General features: G+C 46.1%; 15 protein-coding genes and 1 pseudogene. 9 read left to right on the top strand and 7 right to left on the bottom strand.

The genetic code is table 11. From position 1 onward, the window contains the following. From Q0418_RS05295 to Q0418_RS05255, 8 genes are all read left to right on the top strand, one after another. On the top strand, positions 1-1,312 hold a 1,312-nt coding region (locus tag Q0418_RS05295; protein WP_298482918.1), incomplete at its 5' end, for a leucine-rich repeat protein. A 170-nt stretch (positions 1,313-1,482) separates the two neighbouring features. Next, positions 1,483-3,114 carry a histidine kinase N-terminal 7TM domain-containing protein gene (locus Q0418_RS05290; protein ID WP_298482916.1) on the top strand — a complete coding sequence of 544 codons (1,632 nt, stop codon included), beginning with the start codon at positions 1,483-1,485 and terminating at the stop codon, positions 3,112-3,114. Beyond that, on the top strand, positions 3,111-4,064 hold the full coding sequence (locus tag Q0418_RS05285) for a sensor histidine kinase (protein WP_298482914.1): 954 nt from the start codon (positions 3,111-3,113) through the stop codon (positions 4,062-4,064). Before Q0418_RS05290 ends, Q0418_RS05285 begins: the two co-directional genes overlap by 4 nt. Continuing rightward, positions 4,061-4,684 carry a response regulator transcription factor gene (locus tag Q0418_RS05280; RefSeq protein ID WP_298482912.1) on the top strand — a complete coding sequence of 208 codons (624 nt, stop codon included), beginning with the start codon at positions 4,061-4,063 and terminating at the stop codon, positions 4,682-4,684. Before Q0418_RS05285 ends, Q0418_RS05280 begins: the two co-directional genes overlap by 4 nt. A gap of 170 nt (positions 4,685-4,854) precedes the next feature. After that, positions 4,855-5,217, top strand: a complete 363-nt coding sequence (locus tag Q0418_RS05275) for a hypothetical protein (protein WP_298482910.1) — start codon at positions 4,855-4,857, stop codon at positions 5,215-5,217. 87 nt (positions 5,218-5,304) lie between these two features. Further along, positions 5,305-6,162: a DUF4428 domain-containing protein gene (locus Q0418_RS11010; protein WP_317336725.1), complete on the top strand. Its 858-nt coding sequence runs from the start codon at positions 5,305-5,307 to the stop codon at positions 6,160-6,162. Between the two features lie 115 nt (positions 6,163-6,277). Next, a complete protein-coding gene (locus Q0418_RS05260; protein WP_298482909.1) occupies positions 6,278-7,780 on the top strand; it encodes a hypothetical protein in 1,503 nt (500 codons plus the stop codon). 94 nt (positions 7,781-7,874) lie between these two features. Next, positions 7,875-8,246, top strand: a complete 372-nt coding sequence (locus Q0418_RS05255; protein ID WP_298482907.1) for a hypothetical protein — start codon at positions 7,875-7,877, stop codon at positions 8,244-8,246. Between the two features lie 369 nt (positions 8,247-8,615). Here Q0418_RS05255 and Q0418_RS05250 read toward each other — a convergent pair whose 3' ends face one another. Both Q0418_RS05250 and Q0418_RS05245 read right to left on the bottom strand, forming a co-directional pair. Then, positions 8,616-10,862: a family 43 glycosylhydrolase gene (locus tag Q0418_RS05250; protein WP_298482905.1), complete on the bottom strand. Its 2,247-nt coding sequence runs from the start codon at positions 10,860-10,862 to the stop codon at positions 8,616-8,618. Between the two features lie 515 nt (positions 10,863-11,377). Then, complete coding sequence (locus Q0418_RS05245) at positions 11,378-13,354, bottom strand: phospholipase D family protein (RefSeq protein ID WP_298482903.1); 1,977 nt, start codon at positions 13,352-13,354, stop codon at positions 11,378-11,380. Between the two features lie 342 nt (positions 13,355-13,696). Between Q0418_RS05245 and Q0418_RS11005 the strand changes: the two genes are divergently transcribed. Then, positions 13,697-14,746: an FtsX-like permease family protein gene (locus Q0418_RS11005; protein WP_317336724.1), complete on the top strand. Its 1,050-nt coding sequence runs from the start codon at positions 13,697-13,699 to the stop codon at positions 14,744-14,746. On the opposite strand, the pseudogene Q0418_RS05235 reads toward Q0418_RS11005, so the two are convergent. From Q0418_RS05235 to Q0418_RS05215, 5 genes and pseudogenes are all read right to left on the bottom strand, one after another. Further along, a pseudogene (locus Q0418_RS05235) lies at positions 14,667-15,524 on the bottom strand (IS256 family transposase); the annotation flags it as partial. The gene Q0418_RS11005 and the pseudogene Q0418_RS05235 overlap by 80 nt on opposite strands. Positions 15,525-16,133: 609 nt before the next feature. Continuing rightward, positions 16,134-18,332: an alpha-galactosidase gene (locus tag Q0418_RS05230; RefSeq protein WP_298482901.1), complete on the bottom strand. Its 2,199-nt coding sequence runs from the start codon at positions 18,330-18,332 to the stop codon at positions 16,134-16,136. Between the two features lie 210 nt (positions 18,333-18,542). Further along, on the bottom strand, positions 18,543-19,391 hold the full coding sequence (locus Q0418_RS05225; RefSeq protein WP_298482898.1) for a carbohydrate ABC transporter permease: 849 nt from the start codon (positions 19,389-19,391) through the stop codon (positions 18,543-18,545). After that, on the bottom strand, positions 19,388-20,269 hold the full coding sequence (locus Q0418_RS05220) for a carbohydrate ABC transporter permease (RefSeq protein ID WP_298482896.1): 882 nt from the start codon (positions 20,267-20,269) through the stop codon (positions 19,388-19,390). The genes Q0418_RS05225 and Q0418_RS05220 overlap by 4 nt, the downstream gene beginning before the upstream one ends. A gap of 3 nt (positions 20,270-20,272) precedes the next feature. After that, positions 20,273-21,559 (bottom strand): ABC transporter substrate-binding protein, encoded by a 1,287-nt coding sequence (locus Q0418_RS05215; protein ID WP_298482894.1) that lies wholly within the window; start codon positions 21,557-21,559, stop codon positions 20,273-20,275. Between the last annotated feature and the right edge of the window lie 230 nt (positions 21,560-21,789).

The raw sequence follows: 21,789 nt of genomic DNA, 5'->3' as shown, positions 1-21,789 counted from the left end.
CACCATTCCCAACAGTGTGACCACGATTGGAGAAGATGCGTTTTGGTGCTGTAAAGGTCTGACCAGCATTACCATTCCCAACAGTGTGATCACGATTGGAGATTCTGCGTTTTATGGCTGTGATAATCTGACCAGCATCACCATTCCCAACAGTGTGACCACGATTGGAAATTCTGCGTTTTTGGGCTGTTATAGTCTGACCAGCATCACCATTCCCAACAGTGTGACCACGATTGGAGAAGATGCGTTTTGGTGCTGTAAAAGTCTGACCAGCATCACCATTCCCAACAGTGTGACCTCAATTGGTGATGATGCGTTTTGGTGCTGTTATAGTCTGACCAGCATCACCATTCCCAACAGTGTGATCTCGATTGGTGATCGTGCGTTTGTGGACTGTGATAATCTGACTGATGTATACTTTACCGGCACAGAAGCCGAATGGAACGCAATTACAATAGGCTCTGACAATGATGAGCTAATCAACGCCACCATCCACTACAACTCCACCGCCCCCGACCTCACCACAGCCGCCGCAGAACCCACCCTTTACGGTTCCTCTCCCATCGCCGAAAGCTACACCGCCGATGTGGAAACCGGCACGCTTCAATCCGCCGATTTCACTAACCTGACCCCCGGCGAAATCTACAACTTCTACATCATGCAGTCCAGCGAAGCAGAAGCGCCCTTTTCCGGCGAAAACCTCCTGTACATCTCTCAGGCGGCTGCCGATGCGAATGGCTGTCTCACCGTAGAATTCATCCCAAAAACCGGCTTTGCAGGCGCAGAACTCTTCGTTGTGGGCATGACCCATCCGGAGCTGACCGCCGATACGGTTTCCGTTCAGCTGGACGATATCACCTGCGACGGCACGGAACAGTATGTGGAACCCATCGTCTCCTACAACGGTGAACGATTGACCTGCGGCGTGGATTATGTCCTGGAGGGAGACTTTGTGGTAACGGATGCCGGGGATTATACCCTGACCATTTCCGGCATCGGCGATTATGTCGGCTCTGTGGATGTTGCCTTCACGGTAGCAGGCACTGCGGATACGATCCTGAAAGGCGATGCCAACCAGGACGGCAAAATTGACGCAGACGATGCGTACACTGTTCTGGTATACTACGCTGAGGAAATGGTGGGCAAGGAGCACACCATGTTCGACACACCGGAACTGGAAGAACAGCTCATCGAGGCTGCGGATATTGACCAGGACGGCGATCTGGATGCAGATGATGCATACCTGATCCTGCTGTACTATGCACGTGTTTCTGTGGGGTCAGATGTGACCTGGGAGGATCTGACGAAGTAAATTACCGTTTTTCATAAGCTCCGTGATGGGAAATGCCACAAGGATCATCCATCAGAAACAAGCGAAATCATAGAACGTGCAAAGCTGACTGGCATTCTTTGTGCGATAAAACTCAAGAAAAAGTGAGGTGTGCTGCGGTGACGAAGCAAAGCAAAAAGGATCTCTGCAAAATGATACCCATTGCTGTTCTGTTATTGATTGCGTATATATGCCGTATTCCGGGAATCAGAGACAGCTATTCCCATGAGATGGGTCTGGTGCGTGCGCTGATTTACCTTGCCCTCTTTCTTGCATGGGGATTTTCCCTGCGGAACCGGATCATTCAAAAGCAGGCGCGACGGTATTTGACTGCCATTGCTGCGCTGATGGTGTTCTGGTTTCTTGTAAGAACCCTGAAATTTCATTTTGTTTCTTCGACGCTTCATCCCACCCTTACACGGCATCTCTGGTATCTGTATTATCTGCCCTTGCTGTTCATTCCGCTGCTTGCCGTTTTTGTGGCCATGTCCATTGGCAAACCGGAGAACTACTGTCTGCCGAAACAGGCGGGGCTTTTGTACCTGCCCACAACTATCCTCTTCCTGCTGGTCATGACAAACGATCTGCATCAACTTGTATTTACCTTTCCGGCAGAAGCGGCTGTGTGGACGGATCAAGATAATGGTTATGCTGTGGGCTATTATCTGCTTGCCATCTGGATGTTTTTGTGTGGCATTTTCATGTTGGTCGAGCTGTGCAGAAAGCGTAGAGTTTCCGGCAGCCGCAGATTGATTCTGTTTCCTTGCATCCCTATTGCGGTTCTGATTCTATATCTCAGCTTGTATTTTCTCAGAATCAAATGGCTGCTGTTTCTTGCTGGGGATATGACGGCAGTCATGTGTCTCATGTACGCTGCGACGCTGGAACTCTGCATTCGGTGCGGGTTTATTCAAGCGAATACCCACTATTTGGAATTATTTGACGCTTCAACTGTGGGTGCACAAATCACTGACGAAGCATACCATGTCTGTCTGTCCTCCAGAACGGCAAAGCGCGTGAATCCTTCGGTGCTTCGTCAGACAGAAAACGGCTTTGTCATGCTGGATGGCGGCATACGGCTTTCCAGTGCGCCCATACATGGCGGGCATGTTATCTGGTCAGAAGATATGTCGGCACTTCTGGAGGTGCTGGATGCACTGAGAGAAGCCAAGGAAAATCTGGAGGACAGCAATGGGCTCCTGGAAGAGGAAAACGCCGTCAAAGCCCGTGAGGCGCACGTTGCGGAACAGGAACGCCTGTACCGAATTATCCAGCAGGAGACAGCACCACAGATTTGTCTTATGGATGAGCTGATCAGGCAGACGGAAAAAGCCGAAACAGACGAAGCTCGATGCGTACTGCTGAAAAAAATGCTGGTCATTGGTGCTTATCTGAAACGGCGAAGCAATCTTGTGTTTCTGGCCGATAAAGCATCTTTGCTGGATGCAAGAGAGCTTTCATTGACGTTTGGGGAATCCATGAACAATCTGGAGATGTACGGCGTGACCTGTGGATTTGCTTCGGACATGACAGAACCCGTTCCAGCTGTTTCCCTGATAAAAATGTACGACTTTTTTGAAAGGATCATGGAACTTTCTTTGGATCACATGAGTTGTCTCACAGTTTACGCCTGGAAAACGGAGGATTTCTTTTATCTGACGTTAAACACAGATGCAGACATTGATTTTTTTCTCTTGGCTTCCGGTCAGTTTACAGTCAATCGGGATGAGGACGGCGAATGGCAGCTTGTTCTGCGTCTTTCGATAGAAGGGAATGGGGTATGAGTCGTCTCAAACGAAATGCCGTCAAGGAGGCCTTTGATAATCTCCCAACAGGTGTCTGTTTTTTTGATAAAAACGGCATGGTGACACTGTGCAATTACCAGATGCACCGTCTCATCTTTGCCCTGACCGGCAGAGATTTGCAAAGCCTGTGGGAATTACAGGAGCTCTTTGACAGCAGCACTTCTGGAAATCAGAATAGCAACGGCATATTTCTTTTTCATGACGGCAGTGCATGGCGTTTTTCACAGGAGAAAATCACCACGCAGGATGGAAGCGCTTATACCCAGATCACGGCTGCTAATGTCACAGAGCTGTACCGTCGTCAGAAGGAACTGGAGCAGGACAACTACATTCTGGAGGAATACGCACAGAGAATGCGCCGCCTCTCTGCCAATATTATCGCACTGATTCGCGAGGAGGAGAGCCTCAATATGAAAATGCGTGTCCATGATGATATTGGCAGAAGTGTTATTGCTACAAGAAAGTTTTTACAGCAGAACAGACCCATGCAAGAACTTGACCTGACGGTATGGAAAAACGCGGTGCGGCTGTTGAAGCACGAAAATGAACGCATGGAGGAAAAAGATTCTCTCATGCGCTTGCTCGATGCTGCAAAACGAATTGGTATTCACATCCAGATAAGCGGAGATTTCCCTGAAAACACAGAGGTTGTGGAGCTTTTGCTGGCGGCCATACGGGTGTGTATGACAAATGCTGCGTGCCATGCGTGTGCTGATGAATTATACGTTACACTGCACTGCCATCAGGAGATGGCTTCTGTGGTCATTACCAACAACGGCACAGTACCGAAGGAAGAGATTCGCGAGGGCGGCGGGCTGTCCTCCCTGCGCCTTCGGATCCAGAAAAAAGGCGGAATCATGCAGGTCAAAAGCCAACCACGATTTGAACTGTCGGTATCTGTTCCAATGAGATGGGAGGAAACACCATGAAACACGTATTGATTGTAGAGGATCAGCGCATGATCCGGGAAACCATGGAAAATTATATCAGGCAGAGTGAGGATTACAACCTTGCCGGTTCCATTTCCAGCGCAGGCCTTGCAGAAAAACTCTGTGCATCGAGGCCAGTAGATTTGGTGCTGATGGACGTTTGCACCGAAAATGACGAAAGCGGATTTGATGCCACAATGCTTCTGAAAGCACGTTTTCCCCACATCAAAGTCATTATCGTTACTTCTATGCTGGATGCCGGTTATCTGCATCGTGCCAAAGCAGTTGGGGCGGACAGCATCTGGTTCAAGGATGTTAGCCAGACGGAACTGATGACAGTGGTGGAGCGTACCATGCGGGGAGAATCTGTCTATCCGGACATAATGCCAGAGGTTCGCATCGGCAACGCCTCCAGCTATGAATTCACCGACGCAGAGATTAAGGTGCTGCGGCTTCTTGTGGAGGGAATGACTTATAAGGAAATGGCAGGTTCCCTGAGTGTGTCCGTTGAAACGGTGAAATCTCAGGTTGGCAGTATGCTGCAAAAGACTGGCTTCACTTCCAAGACTAAGCTGGCTGCCATGGTCATGAGCAAACGATTGATTGTGAATGGATTTTGAGAAATTGCCCGGTTTTTTATGATCGGGCAATTTTTTTAGAAAAATTAGCCCACATCCCCCAAATGGGGGATGCATTTTTTTGAAAAAACAGTATAATTTAGACAAGATGATTCGTATAAGATCTGATTTCCAGAAAGTGTGGTGAGGATATGCGCAGGGTCGTTGTGGATATGCAGAATTATCTTTTTGCCGATGCCGTGGCACAGGTGCTGCAGCGCTCCGACTCGGACTTCGATGTCCACAGAGTGGAAAAACCAGAGAAAACGGCAGATCTTTGCAGCCTTTGTGAGCCATATGCGCTCCTTATGGAAGTGTCAGGAAATTCGCCTTGGCAACTGATGGAACGGCTTCAGATCAGCCATGCGGTAAAGAGAAAAAGTCCTCACTGCAAGGTCGTTCTGATTGTAGATGAAAACGCGGAAAATGCACTGGCACGGCAGGTGCTTCAGGCAAAAAAAGATGGGCTCATTGACAACTTCATCTATAGCTCTGTTTCGGCGACTTATCTTTCTGCGGTGGTTGATACGTTGTAATGCAGTAAATTTTGCTGTCGATTGCGGAATGCAGTACTATCTGGCAGCTTTGTCGATTGTTTTGAAATCCCAAAGGAGGTATTTGACATGGGACTATTTGGAAACCTTTTCGAAAAAAAGGAATGCTCTGTCTGCGGCGGCGAGATCGGGGTGCTGGGCAACCGGAAGCTGGAGGACGGAAACCTGTGCAAGGAATGCGCCGGAAAGCTTTCTCCGCTTTTCAGCGGCAGAAAGCACGCAACGGTGGAAGAAATCAAACAGCAGCTTGCATACCGTGAGGAAAACAAACAAAAGCTTGGGGGATTTCGTCCCACCCACGTATTCGGCGATCATCGAAAGATCTACGTGGATGTGGCAGCAGGTACATTTCTGGTGACGAGCCGTGCCAACTGGCAGGATGAGAACCCGGATCTGCTCTCCCTTTCTCAGGTGATCTCGTGCAATACCGACATCAAGGAACACCGGGAGGAGATCTATCGGAAAACTGCCGATGGCAAACGGGAAAGCTACCGTCCGCCCCGCTATACCTATCACTATGAGTTTGCCGTAGAAATCTCCGTGAATTCTCCTTGGTTCAGCAGCATTAGTCTGGAGCTGTCGGAGGGGAATCGTCCCGAAAACCGCTTTACCGAGGACTATCACAAATATGAAGGCCAGCTGTATGAGCTGCGCAACCTGCTGATGCCCCACAATATGCCTGTGCAGAATGGGTACAATGCAGCGCCGGTATATTCCCAGACAGCTGCTGTTCCTCAGCCTGGCACAGTGTCTCCCGGCGGATGGATCTGTTCCTGCGGCACACAAAACAGTGGCAAATTCTGTCAGACTTGTGGTGCTCCACAGCCCCAGACAACAGGTGCATTTTGCTGCGACAAGTGTGGCTGGATGCCGGAACCCGGCGCGGTAGTTCCAAGATTTTGTCCTCAGTGCGGGGATCCGTTTTAAAGCAATCCCGTTCAAAGCAGCAACATTCGCCGAAAAGATACATGCAAATAAGATGTGAAACAGGTTTTAGTAAGAAATCACAAGGCAGAATCAATTGAAAATGGAGGGAATACATATGCGTATGAAAAAAATCATTGTGGGAATGATATGCCTGAATCTGTGCCTGACCGTCGCTGGATGCGGCAGCCAGAAGGATAACAGCAGCAAAGCCGAATCGTCCTCTGCTACAGAAGCTGTCACAGAGGCGGAAAACAGCAGTGAACCCGATCAGACAGAGGCACCAGAGGCAGATGGCGCACAGAAGGAAACTACCTTCTGGAAAGGCTCTATCCCCGATACATTACAGGAGAACGAGGATTATACTTCGGAAAATGATACCTATTCTTCCCACACTTTTGAAGCCCGGGACAGCGATGACTATGTGGAACGTTCTGTAGAGATCATTGTGAACACTGAAGATTCTCTGGACTACCGGAAGAATCTTGTCAGCTATGGAATTGATCTCAGAGATTATGCAGACGACAAGCTGGAAAAAGTCGAACTGAATGGCTGCGCCTTTGTGAAAGCGGAATATGAATACTGGGGCGAACCGGTAACCCTGCTTGCATACCGCAATGAGGGTGCACAGATGTCTGTGAACATTTCTGTCTCAGGAGATTACGACAGCGAGGATGTCCAGAGCTTGATCAACAGCCTGACCTTCACACTGCCGGAGGGCAGCGAAACGGATGCGCCCTATCCTTGGGATGGCGCGCCCATTGTGGCAGAGACCGGAACCGTTGAGGTGGACAGCTACAGTCTCACGGCAACCCAGCTCATTGCCTCAGAGAGCATTCTGCCCAACGATATTTTCGATAACCGGGTCGTGGTCACAGGCAATACCATGTATGTGTTAAGTGACTACCACCTGTATATTTTCTCTCTGAACGGCTCTGATGCCGCTTTGCAGGAGACTATCGAACTGGAAGAGGATTATGACCATATGTCAGCGGACAACAACGGCAATGTCTACATTTCTGCTTTCATGTCTCCAATTTTAGTTTATCGTGATGGCAAGCAGACTGATGCGCCGGAGATTGAAAACGAATTTGCTGTTAGTCCTGATGGAAGCTTCGGCGTTGAATTCTTCACCAGTGTCGATGATGTCAGCAAAATCACCATCCAGAAAGACGGCTCCATAAAAGAAGAAGCACTTTCCATCCAATCAGATTTGATTGATCTCATTAGTGACGTTTTTGTCACAGAGGATTACATTGTCATCAGCGGAAGCGCTGCGGATGATAGCGGACATAAGGTGTTTGTACTGGATCACGATGGCGCATACATCAAAACCTTGTCCGGATCTGACGGCGATTCCTTAGGCAGTATCACCGGTACAATTCAAACGAAAAACGGGATTCTGGCCGTTGACGGAAACCTGAGAAATATCACGCTTTGGGACAACGATGGAAATTATTTGGGAACAGCAGATGATGGCCAACTGTTTGGTACCGACTATCCTTGGATCAGCGGGTTGTATCAAGCTCCTGACGGCAAGATCTATGTCTCCATGGTGGAGGAGCGTTCGGATCAATCATGGGATGAATTGATCCTGTTTCAGTTGGACACAGACTTTTAAGTTGTATTTGCGTTATTGGATAACGTAAAATATAGGCATTGCCGGTTGCAGACGGAAATGCCACAAACTATTTCATATTTAGGAGGAATGCAGTATGAAAAAATTCAGATTTGTATCCATTATTTGTGCAGCAGCACTGGCAGGAACACTGAGCCTGACAGGCTGCGGAAAAAGCGACGCCGGTCGGTATGACCTTTACTCCATGACAGATGATGGGGAGACTATCACCATGAAAGATATGGAGGCCATGTATGCCGAAATGGACATGGAAGCGCCTGAAATGTATATCCAACTCAATGATGATGGAACCGGTAAGCTGGTAATGGGTGAGGAGGAAACCCAAGACATCGAATGGAAAGACGGCGTCATCAGCGCTGACGGTGAAGAGATTTCATACACCATGGAGGACGGCAAGCTAAAAATGGAGGATGATGGCACGGAAATGGTATTTGAAAAGACTGAGTAAGAGATAATTTTATTCACAGCAAGAGAGCTGCTGCACCAAAGCAAATGTGAGGGTGCAGCAGTTTTTATGTTCGGGGAAGTATTTTGCAAAAGGAATTGCGATTCTAAAGAAGCACTGATTAAATCACGCCTTACGGCTTGGCATGCATCTTACTTGCATATTTTTCGTCATATTTCACAAAAAATGCTCGTGAATATACAAAGCATTCACTGCACTTTTTTCATCTGACGAAAAATCTGACGCAGTTTATGCTTGTAGAGTACAATCTGCGCACCAGATTTAATCAGTGCTTCCTTAGAATGAGCTGCACTTGCTGACAAAGCAAATGCAGCTCACTCAGTAATATCCTTGCATGGAAAGATTATGTTGTTATTTTTTCAAAAGGTCCTGCCGCATCAGCGCAAGGTCAAAGGCATCGATCCGTTCATTCTCATTCAGATCACCGGCTTTCCAGTTGATCAATTTTCCTGCATTTAAAAGAAATTTCTGCATCATGACAACATCTGCCGCTGTAAAGTTTCCGTCTGCATTTACATCACCACGGACGAGTTCTGTACTTTCCTGGGGGGCAAAGCACCACGACTGCATCGTTATTCCTGCATCCGAGAATACGAAGTACAGATCATGGGTGCCGCCGATGGCTGCAACCTCGTTATTGTAAATTGTGGTGAATGCATCCGGTGTATCAAAATCAATGCTTGTCAGAATGTCACCAGTCGGACTGTCAAGGCGTACTTCAACTCTGCCTATACCCTTTACGCTTGCAAGGAATTTCACAGGAGTTTCGAGCAGCGGCGCATTTCCTCCGGCGCTACCTGCCGACTCGGAGACAAACAGTTCAATGGCATCATCAGTACCCACATAGCGGAATACTGCATTTTCATCACCGTAAACGTTATCACCGTCAGAAAATCCGTTCCAGATGTTGCGCAGACCGTCCGCCCATTCTCTGGTATTGGTCAGCTCAGCGGTAATGTCGATGGTGTACTTATTGTTCACAACGATGCTATCAATGACAAAGGTGATTGGAACATCATTCTCCGCAGTAAAGTATCCCATGTTCATGAGACCCTTTGCACCGCCCATATCGCTTGTCAGGGTGTATTTTCCGGGAGCATTCACTTCCACGGAACAGTTCATATCCGTGCCTGTGTTGGTTGCCGGATGCATGGTGACAACAGTCGGTGCATCCACATTCAGTACAGTGATATTATACTGGAGTGTATCAATATTGGTTTGTGTCAGCTCTATGGGTGTTGTGGGCTCTTCATTTTCCCCTGAGGAAGTAAATTCAGCACTGCGCACGCTGAACCAGGAGCCTTCAGATTTGCTGCCGACTGTCGGAGCGTGCTGGTCAGTCAGGTCGTATTCGATCTCCGCTGTATTATTCAGTTCAGAGGCGAGATTGACATTGAACGGATTCAGATTTCCGTTTGCCTTGACACCCTTTTTGGTGCCGCCGTCCTTTGTGATAGTAACAGTCTGTTCATCTACTTCGATCTCATCCACGCCCATGCTGCGGTAGCTGCCGGTGATGCCCATGCCGCGTTTCAGGGAAAGGGTGTGATAGAACATATACCACTTATCTTTGAACTTATGCATATGGGTGTGATTGTTGGAGTAATCAAAGCCTGAAATACCCGGATTCACGAAGCACTCGCCCTTCATTTCCCAACTTTCCGGGTCAAGCGGTGTCTTGGTGGTCATGTAGACCATGCCGCAGCCGGCAGGCGCAGGACAGTCATAGGGCCACTGCTCGGTGTGGTCGCTCCAGTCGGAGCAGTAGGTGTAGACATATGTACCATTAATATAGTTCAGCTCGCTCGCTTCAAATAGATACGCAGCCGGAATTTCCTTGAAATCGCTGGCAAAGGAGACCATGTCGTCTCCGAGCTGTACGATACGAGCAGAGCCGGGCATAAAGTCCGTTCCGGAAGATCCCTTGCCTGCACCAAAGGAGAGCCAACCTACACCATTCTCATCGATGACTGCCCCCGGGTCAAAGGGATTCGGGCAGTCGCCGATCCCGGGGGTGCTGGTGGAAATCAGAGGTTGTCCCAGCGGGTCTGTCCAGCCAGTGACGGGGTCAGTCGATGTGATAACGCCTACACCAAGGCCGTTATTCGAGAAATACATATAGAAATGGGTCAGTCCGTCATCTTCTACACGGGATACCACGGAGGGCGCCCACGAATTGGTGATCCACGGTGCAATCTCGCCGATATTGATCTCGCCGTGATACACCCAGTTCACCATATCATCAGTGGAAAATACCAGCATGGACTTGATCTTTTCATAAGTGTTGTCCTTGTTCGGTCCCGCAGACAGAAACTGTTCGTGGTCGTTCGTGCCGAACAAGTAGAGTCTGCCGTTATATTCGACTGAGGTCGGGTCGGCGCAGAAGAAGTCGGAAGAAACCGGATTGTTGTACCGGGTGTCCTTGTAGTTGCTGGTGCTGATCTTGTCGGCACTGATGGTGATACCGCTGGATGTTTCCACAGCAGTGTCCTTTGTCAGCGCGGCAGTCTCTGCACCGGCAGTCAGAAGTGCTGCTGCGTTCAGGCATACGACCGAGGACAGAAAACACGCAACCAGTCTGGATATGATTCTATTCATGATATTACCCTCCTGAAATTGTTTAACATTGTACAGATTCTCGTGTACTTTTCATAGTTTCTATCATTATTCTAACACTTTTTCAGAAAATGTGTTAGGATCTTCCTGACAATCTGTTAGCACAATCCCGCCATGAAAAATATTGTTTGCCTGAAGACGCCCTGCAATCTGGATAGATTTATGGCAATACCGCACAAAGATTGTGCGTCAGATGCGCCGTCAGATTTTTCGTCAGATGAAACAAAAAGCGCAGTGAATACTTTGTGTATTCACGAGCATTTTTGTGAAATATGACGGAAAATATGCAAGCATATGACGTGCAAAGCCGCTAGGCGCTCTTTTTGCGGTGTTGCCCAAGGAAATCTCTGTTTAGAGTCCAATCACCATGTTCCAATTTCCAAAAATGAGGAGTTGAATGTACCTATGTGCAGACAACTCCTTGTTTTTTTGATACGTTATGAAACATATATAATTTTAAAACATATCGGTATTATTTTCGAAATTTACATAGCCTGTTATCCTTTTTTAATCCTATCCAATAATGTCATTTTGAAATCAATTCCGAAGAAATCCCTTGCTTCATCCAGATTCATAATCACCCATTCACGGGATTTTCGAGGTTCAAGCGTTTCGGGCAATTCCTTAATGATACGATCAGCGTCATAAGATTGTCCAGCGTTATATCGGATCGTGTTTGTCTTTTTATCAATGTCAAAACAATTCCGACTTGTTTTCCATGCAGTGCGAATTGTCTGGATAGCGTGATTTCCTGTTACCTTCTCACTGAAATAATCCTGCAATGAAAGCTTTCGGACATATTTGGGCAGGTGTTCAGCATGTTCCGAAAGTATTTCACAAATCACTTCCGAGGATAGCTTTAAAATATCCGGTGCAGCATCAATGTCGTCATCCTTCATGTCCTCAATTAGCTCCGGCACATATTCAAACATCCTGTGCAGATATTCCCGATAAAAAGCCGTCCCGATATTCTTCTGCACTTTTCGTACAATGCTGCTTTTCATAACCTCAGTATTTGTTAGACCTGCCTGTACTCTACAGATCACAGTTCTGCGGATGATTTCAGGCGCAACGGCTTTTACATCCTCATTGGCACTGATGACGACCGCAGGATAATGCACCATTTTTTCAGATACACCAAAGGCATCGTTCTTGATCGTTTCGATGGCATGTTGTGTGAATCTTGTCTGTGTGAGGTCATCTACAATAATCGGTGCTCCCTTTACTTCATAACGCAGACCATCAATTGTTTTTCTTGTAAACTCGGGGGCAGCCATTCTGGTTTTCTGCCCGATCATCATCTTGAGCAGAGTTTCCAGAAAACTGGTCTTTCCTGCTTTACTCTGTCCGTACACAAGTCCGAAGATCGGATACGGTAATGTATTCTGGTTGTAGCGTATCGCCGTATCACGCATGATCCCCATAAACGGTGTACAGAAAAACCAGTTGGCAAATTCAAAGTATCGCCTTTGCATGTAGGCGTAATCACCATGGAAATTTTTGTAGCCGTCCATATATTGCAGGAAGAGCACCACATCATTGCGAATCTCATCATCTACAGGATGGAGATCAAGTTTCACATCATTGAGCATTGCCGTGCCATTGTCCGTATCAAGCACCAGCTGTGGGAACTCCTTGCGTGTTTCTTTTTCACGTTCCTGTGTTTCCTTCGCATGAGTGCGCATGGATACGATTTTGGTAGGTGACAGCAGTATCTTTCCTTTCTTATCCGCTTTTGGATTCAAAGGCTTTATTTTTGCAGAAAGATTGGAAACATCCAGTGCAAATTCCACATTTTCCGCACTACTTTCATCCGGAACGATCGCCAGTGCCTTCTTTACCTTCACTGTCTGGGAAATAGGCAGTTCATCCAGATGCTCACAATGATCCGCAACAAGCAGAGCGTTTCCCGTGATTTCATCCGTACAATCCTCTTTCAAGGACTGGTAGATGTTCATGTACCAATCATATGCTTCATCACTGTCCATATAGGAAATGTTTTCCCGCTGATGCCCTGCAAATGCCTGATAGGACATATTTGCCGAGCCCATGACAACTCTCTTACGTCCGTCATCCGCGGAAAGCAGGTAGATCTTTTCGTGGGACAGTTTTGTTCTGGTGACATAGAGTCGGAGTGTTTCCTCTTGGATTCTTGTGATCAGGGAATCCTTTGCCTTGGAGCTTCGGATTCGCTCGATCAGCTTTGTCTGATATGCCATGACTTCATTGAGCGAATAGGACATTACCTGTTCACAGCCGAAAATGATTTCCGCCGAATCAAACAGTTCCAGTAATTTGCTGACAAACCCGATTCCGGAAGAGTAGGTGATTGCATAAAGATGGTCAAATCCGGAAAACAGATCTTTCCAGCAAAGGGAGGCCCCTTGCACAAAATCCAGTTTCACAACATTAAGCATCCCCACAGAATCAGACTTTTCAATGACTTCATCATCAAAAAATGAAATTTGATCCATATTCATACCCCTTCCTAAAGTGTCTATTCCTTATTTTATCTACAATACTCATCCACCATCATTGTACCATATTTCTATCGGAAATACAAGTAGAATTCGAGCGAATGCAAAAGTTCTGTCAGTAAATTTATATGAATTTTTGAATTATGCTGATCAGTATGGAAGGGATTGTACCTTTGTTACTTTCTGATATACCTTATTCGAACAAATCAGAAAAAAATTAGACATTTTTGGTGAGCATTTATGTACCAGCAGTGAGGCTTCTTGTATTGATTTTCAGAAGTGTGATCAGAAAGTGTTTTTTGCTCCGAAATTCCATTTAAGGATTATTTAATAATTTTCATGCTACAATGGAATCACAACAATGAAAGGAGCATGAAAATGTACCTCAGAATACTTAAAAAAGACCTGAAACGAAAAAAGACCATGAATGTCATTCTGTTGATCTTCATTACAATGGCGGCGATGTTCATTGCAAGCAGTGCAAACAATCTGTTTACCATTTCCACTGCGCTGGACAGCTATTTTGAAAAAGCCAACGTCCCCGACTATTGGTTTGCAATGTCGGATGAAAAACAAACGGAATGCTTTGAAACCTTCGCCGAAGATAACGACTATGTATACAGCTGTACAGAGCTTCTTCAAATTGATCCTGTTAATGTTACGATCAGCGGCGATCAGTTTGAATACGGAAACAGCCTGTGCTTATCAACCATAAGCGGAACAAAGGTATTTGACAGGAATGCCGATGAGTTGACCCAAGTGCGTGACGGCGAGATTTACGTTACCGCCGAAATTTTCAACTCTGATGAAAATGATTTTTATGAGGGCTGTAAAATAGTAATAGAAGCAAACGGCGTCAAAAAGGAATTCACTTTGAAGGGCTATACAAAGGCCGCTCTTTTCGGTTCGGCAATGATTGGGACGACACGTTTTCTGGTAAGTGAAAATGACTTTAAGCTGTTTCACAGTGAACAGGTAAGCACCATGGATTCCATTGAGGTTTATACCAATGATCCGGAATTTATGGATCAGTTTTATAATCTTGATTTGCAGACGATCATGAATGTCAACTATTCGGGAATCAAGCTGATGTACATTATGGATATGCTGATTGCAGCGATTGTTCTGATTGTCAGCATATGTCTGATTCTGATTTCTATGGTGATTCTTCATTTTACGATCAACTTCACTATGAACGAGGAATTCCGTGAAATTGGCGTGATGAAAGCCATTGGATTTACAAACAACGGCATCAGAGGACTTTACATTGCAAAATATTTTGCCATATCTTTCATTGGTGCGATCATCGGGATTTCAGAATGTTCGGATACTTCTTGTCCCACTTTTCACGGAACTCCTCTTTTGCAAATTCCGCATCGTCAAGATTGACTGCACCGTAGATTTTTTTCAGATCTGCGCATACTGCTTTTCTGTCCTTGTAGGGCACAAATTTACAACTGTTCCGGATCTGATGAACAATGCAAAGTTGATTTTTCGTCTTAGGAAAAATTGAGTTGATCGCACTGCACAGTCCTGTCAGATTATCATGACAAGCAATAAAAATGTCCGTAACACCGCGATTTTTCAGATCAGAGCAAATACTTGCGTAAAAGCTGGCAGACTCGTTTTCTGAAATCCACGTACCCAGAATCTCTTTCTGTCCATCCATATTGATTCCCAGAACGGAGTACACACATTTGCTGACAATTTTGTTATCCTTGCGGGAATTGAATACGATTCCATCAAAGAAAACAACCGGATAAATCTTGTCTAACGGACGGTTCTGCCATTCGTTTACCTCAGGAAGAATTTTGTCGGTAATGCGAGAAATTAAGCCCTGTGAAATCTCCGAACCGTAGATTTCACGCAACGTATCTTCAATGTCACGCTGGGACATTCCTTTGGCGTACATCGCCATGATTTTCTGCTCGATTTCGTCTGTTCGCGTTTGTCTTTTTTCTATCACTCTGGGTTCAAATTCACCATTGCGATCACGTAGCACAGCAATTTCGCACTCGCCGTAATCACTGGTGATTGTCTTTTTTCCATAGCCGTTGCGGCTGTTTCCGGTGTTGTTTCCAAGAATAGAATTCTTTTCGTAACCAAGGTGCTCATCCATTTCTGCCTCCAGCATCTGTTCAATTGTTCCGGCAAACAGACGCTTCAGTTTGTTCTAATATCCCCTGTGCTCTGGCAGTCTGCCATCAGATACTTTACCAGTTCCATTTCCTTTTCGCTTAATCCATGATTCCTGTTTTTCATACCAATATCTCCACTTTCTTTTGTGGCTATTATTGGCATTTACACGGTTGGATATTCAGACTCGAATCCGCAAAACTCAAATTGACTTTATATCTGTTTTCGCCTTATTTTTAGACTTAAACAAGATTTTTTTCTTGCTTAAAATTATTCACCCAAAATGTGTACTTTTCGAAGTTGGAAAATATCTTGTTTTTTCGTAATATAGCCACTTTTTAGCTTTTATAAAATTCAACTTTGCAGATTCAGATATATATGTATTTGATATCGCCTTCAAATGCCCTGTGTTTTGTACACAGGGCATTTCTCATTTATTCAAAATACGATTGATATGTTAATGAATTTTCGGATACAACAATAATTTAGGCATATTATTGTCATTGGTGGAACTTTTCATTTTCACCTGATTCGGAACACCGATGCAGATGTGTTGTACCTCATCGCATTCGCCAAGAAAGCTTGTGCTCATCAAAAACGCCATCCTTCAGCTTTTGCATCAATGTTTGCAGTTTCATTTTCAATCCTCCGTTCTTCGCAAATGCAATTCTAACGACGCATAATCACCCCATGTTTTCGGCAGCAGAATACCACCGTTCATCAATGCATTTCCCGTATATACTGCGCTAGTTTCCTCCAGGCGATACCGCTGTTCCGGTAAAAGACCCCGCAGTTGAATCCGGTATTGCAGCATGTTCGGTTCTGTGCGAAATACCATGCCTTGCACCAATACTTCCGTCTGGTCGGCTGATACAAATTCCCAGACGGCATATTTGTCCTGCATGGGGTTGCTCAGACGGTAATAGTTTCCGTTGTGAATGAGAGGACTGTATTTCTTGAATCGTATAATCTGTGCTGCAACTGCTTGTTTTTCTTCTTCGGACAATGCATTCAAATCCAATTCATAACCAAAACTTCCAGCCATAGCAGTGATTGCTCTGGTTTCAATTGGTGTCTTTCTTCCGGTCTGGTGATTCGGAACTGCGGAAACGTGAGAACCAACTGTGGAAATCGGATAGAAGAACGAAGTGCCATATTGAATTTTCGTGCGCTCATAGGCATCTGTATCGTCACTGCACCAGATTTGCGGGCAGTAGTACAGCATTCCTGCATCGAACCGTCCGCCGCCGCCGCTGCATCCCTCAAAGAGTACATTTGGGAAAGCGGAAGTTAGCCGCTCCAGCAGATTATAAAGTCCTAGAATGTAACGATGCGGCATTTCACCTTGATTCTTAGCGGACAAACAAGCGGTATACCAATCGCTGATACTGCGGTTCATATCCCATTTCACATAGGAAATATCTGCACTGTTCAAAATACCACTGATGGTCTGATAAAGATATTCTTGCACCTCCGGATTGGTCATATCCAGTACCAGCTGATACCGCCCACGCATGGGGTTTCTACCAGGAATCTGAATGACCCAGTCTTTATGTCTCCGATATAGGTCACTGTCCTCCGAAACCATTTCCGGTTCAAACCAAATTCCAAACCGCATGCCCAATGCCTTGATTTTTTCTACAAGATCGCTCAGACCGCCGTGCAGTTTGGATGTATTGACAACCCAGTCACCCAATCCGGAGCAGTCATCGTCACGTTTTCCAAACCAGCCGTCATCTAATACTAACAAGTCTACGCCCAATGCCGAAGCTTGTTCTGCAATTTTTAAAATTTTATTTTCATCAAAGTCAAAATAGGTGGCTTCCCAGTTGTTGATAAGTACAGGCCGCTCTGCAAGCTGATATTTCCCCCTGCAAACATGTTTTCGTATCACTTCATGGAAGTGATGCGACAAAGTTTCCATACCTGTGGCACTGTAGGATAGAATCACCTCAGGCGTATAAAATTCTTCGTTAGGGTTCAATTTCCAGCGGAATAAATCCGGATGAATTCCCATGACCAGACGCACCTGATGCAATTGATCAAGCTCCACCTGTGTCTGAAAGCTTCCGCTGTACATCAGTGCCGCTCCAATACAATTGCCATTTGTTTCGGTGCAGTCCGGCTCGCAGAGTAATACAGTTGGATTTTGCTGATGGCTGGAAGTTCCTCTTGTACTGGAGCTTTCTTGAATCCCATGCATCAGCGGTACACATTCCGGCTGACGTTCCATTGTATGTCTGCCGAAAAAGTGCATCCATTTCCAGTCACCGTGAGGAATGTCCAGGCAAAGGCTTGCCGCCTTTGTCAGTGTCACGGAATTCACACCGCTATTTCGAATCACAGTGCTTCGTGTAATAATGTCCAACTGCTCCAATACGCCATATTTCAATGTCACTTCGATGTCAGAAGCAGTATCTTTTAACGTGATTTCCAGTGTTTCTGCTTCATCCTCATTGGCATACACAGCAGGAAGTCCGGGAATCATATATTTTCCACTTTTCATAGTATGACTTTTGTAACGCAGGTCCAGCGCGTTGCTGCCATTCTTATGCGTTGCTGCAATGGAAGAGATCCGGAAATCACCGACACCTTCACAGGAGTATTCTTGGGGCAGTGTGTTCAGGGAATAAGTTCTGTCATTTTCGGCATCGTAGAGATTGCCTGAAAAGCCTACATCTGGATAATGCAGTAAATAATCCATATCCCATCCGGTACGTTTTCCGTACCAGATATGCTTCAATACGCCATATCTGTCTACTTTCATCTGATACATGGAATGTTCTGTTTCAATGTAGAAAATTTTCTCATTTTTCTGTACTTCAACACGAATGGACATAAATATCTCCCCCTTATTGCAGGAATATCACACGAAGTTATGGTTAACCCGCGCGATATAAATTGCCTATTTGAATATTTCGAAGTGATAGGATGTTAAGAAATCACTGATTCAATCACGCCTGACGGCTTGGTAAGCATATGACGTGCAAAGCCGTCAGGTGTTCTTTGTGCGGTGTTACCTTTGATTGTTCAGCTTCATATTCTCACCTTATCCCTTTACTGCACCATTTGCAATACCGCCGATGATCTGTTTCTGACAGAAGATATAGAAAATCAGAATGGGGATCAGTGCCAGCAGGTAAGATGCAAATGCCAGGTTATAATTCGTACCGAACTGGGTTTGGAAATTCAGCTGTGCCAGCGGCAGTGTGGTATTTTCCGAGCCGGACATAATGACCAGGGGTGTCATGACATCATTCCATGTCCCCAGGGCTGTCAGAACGGCAACCGTTGCATGCATGGGCTTCATCATGGGGAAAATAATCGTCCAGTAGGTTTTCCAGGTTGATGCGCCGTCAATGTCAGCAGCTTCCTCCAGGGCAATGGGGACATTTTTCAGATAGCCGCTGTAGAGCATGACATTCATGGGCATGTAGAATACCACATAGAGCAGGATAACACCAAGGCGGTTGTCCAGTCCCAGATGGGCTGTCTCTTTTACAAGGGGCATCATCAGGATGGCAAAGGGTACGAACATACCGCTGACAATGTAGAAGTACACGAATTTGAAGCCCTTTTTCCGTGCCATGCCTCTTCCGATGGCATATCCCGTCATAGAATGAATCACCAGAGAAAGTACGATGGTCACGCCTGTGATGAGGATGCTGTTCCCCAGGGTGTGCCAGAAGTTTGTGACTTCCATTGCCTCTGCAAAATTATCCAGACTCCAATGGCTGGGGAAAGACAATGCGCCGGCAATGTCATTTGTCATTTCCGAAGGATTCTTGAATGCGATTATGACCGCCATGTACAGCGGGAAAAGTACTGTGACACATCCCAAAATGAGCAATACTGTAAGCAGCACATTGGTACCGCCGATCTTCTTTGCCTTTTTCATAGCTGTTCCTCCTTTTTCCCTGTCATTTTCATCTGAATGATGGCAAATGCCACAATCACAATAAAGAATAATACTGCATTTGCACTCTGGAATCCAAATTGTCCGCCGTCCATACCGTTCTTATAGATCAGGTAGGAGATGGACTCTGTGCTCTGTGCCGGACCGCCCTTTGTCAAGGAGACGATCTGGTCGAATACCATGAGCATATTCTTGGTGCTCAGAATCAGATTAATGGAAATAAACGGCAGCAGCATGGGGAAGGTCAGCTTCCAGAATTTCTGCCACGGTGTTACGCCGTCGATCATACCTGCTTCGTAAATATCTCCAGGCACTGTCTGCAAGCCGGAAATGTAAATGATGGTATTCATGGCGACTGCCTGCCATACACCTACGATCAGCACGCCAATCCAGGCATATTTCTCACTTGCCAGAATACTGTTTTCCAGAAAACCAATATGAGCAGCTTTTCCGATTGCCGGGATGATATAGGTGAAAATAAAGCTGAAGATGTAACCAATAATCAGTCCGCCCAGAATGTTCGGGATGAAGTAAATTCCACGGAGTACGCTCTTGCCTTTGATTCTGCTGTTCAGTCCCATAGCAAGCAGAAGACTCAGAACATTGATCAGAATCGTTCCGGCAATGGCGTATTTAAAGGTAAACAAGTAGGAATTGCGCACACGTTCGTCACTGAACAGGTCGATATAGTTACGCAGTCCCACAAAATCAAAATCACCGTAACCTCTGTAATTGGTAAAGCTGTAGACCGCACCGGTAATTAGCGGTATGGTATTGAATGCCACAAACAGAATCAGTGCCGGAAGAATCATCAGCAAATAGGTCTTATCCCGGCTGGATATCGCTCTTCTCTTTTTCATGACTTATTCCCCCTTTTCATAAGCCTGTACTTTTGCAATCAGATCCCGGTTATAGCGTGTCCACTCCTTATCGAACTTTGCCAGGAATGTCTCTGTCGCATTGTCGCTGTCATCCATCAGATATGTCTGAATCATGGCATCCACGCTCATTTCACTGGGATAGTGGTGGTCGTGGAAGTCAGACATTCTGCCGTCGTCAATATAGGAACGCATACCGTCCAGCATAGACGGCAGTGTGAAGTCTCCTTCCTTACAGGGCACTGCATTCTGGTTATCCAGATAGATTTGAATGGTCTCATCCTCGTACAGGAAACGCAGCACCTCATAGACAGCGTCCTTGTTTTTCGTTTCCTTCATGACGCAGAATTGCAGGTCTACGCCGGAATTGAGCACGTTGTCTGCCTCGTTTTCATTTGCCGGGAAGGTGAAGGAATCAATGTTCATATCCGGATTCACCGACAGGATCTGGGGTACGGCATAGCTGCCGATGGGATACATCGCCGATTCGCCTCTGGCAAAGGCTGTGCAGGCGTCGTTGTAGCTGTAGGCGTAGGGATTTGGCTCCCCATACTTCAGCAGCACTTTCATCTTTTCTGCCACTTCGGCATATTCTTCCGTAAAAGTGGTCTCGCCGGCATTGACCCTGCTGCATGTATCTGATGGTGCAAGTCCCACTGCAAGGGCATTCCAGGGTGCCAGACAAGTCCAGGTGTCCTTGTATCCGAAGTACAGTGGCTGCATACCGGAAGCCTGTATCTCGTCACACAGTGCGGTGAATTCGCCCCAGGTCTCTGGAATTTCCCAGCCGTTTTCTTCGAACATGTCTTTGTTGTAGAGGATACCGGCACAGTTTGCCACATAGGGCAGTGCATGGACCCCGTCCTGGGGAATGAATTCCAGTTCCTTGACAATATCCATATACGCCGGCTTGATATCGTCAACGCCCTCAAAGTCTGAGAGATCCAGGAACATGTTGGCATCCAGGAAGTTGGAATAGTTGATATCGCCGCCGATGCCGATGATGTCCGGATAGTCCTCACGGATGAAGCGTGTTTTCAGAACCGTCATAGCCTCGTTGGGCGATTCGATGGTCAGGTGAATGTCATCGTGGGTGGCATTGAACCGCTCTTCCATCTCTTCAAATGCGCCGACAGCTTCTGGTTTGTACTGAAGCATAGTGACTTCCGTCTTTCCATCACTACGGCTCTCGCTGCCGCAGCCCTGGAGCAGAAAAGCCGACAGCACTGCGCCGGATAACACGATCCCTTGTACCAGTTTTCGATTTTTCATATACAGTTTCCTCCTTTGCATCCAGAATCGTATGCGTTTTTGATGCTTTCATTATAACATACCATTTTGCGCTTCGTAAATAGCATGATTCCACAAGTTTATATCAATATGCTTTTTTTCTAGCATATAATATAAATCATCTTGCATTTTGGCATATTTCATGTTACAATAGAAATGATGGGGCATATTTTCCATATAAACGAATAACGGCAACGATTTATTGTAAAAAA

Source organism: uncultured Ruminococcus sp., assembly GCF_937915125.1.
Classification (GTDB): domain Bacteria; phylum Bacillota; class Clostridia; order Oscillospirales; family Ruminococcaceae; genus Ruminococcus_C.
Note: the sequence above shows the minus strand (reverse complement) of the source record. Positions and strands in the feature narration are given on the sequence as shown.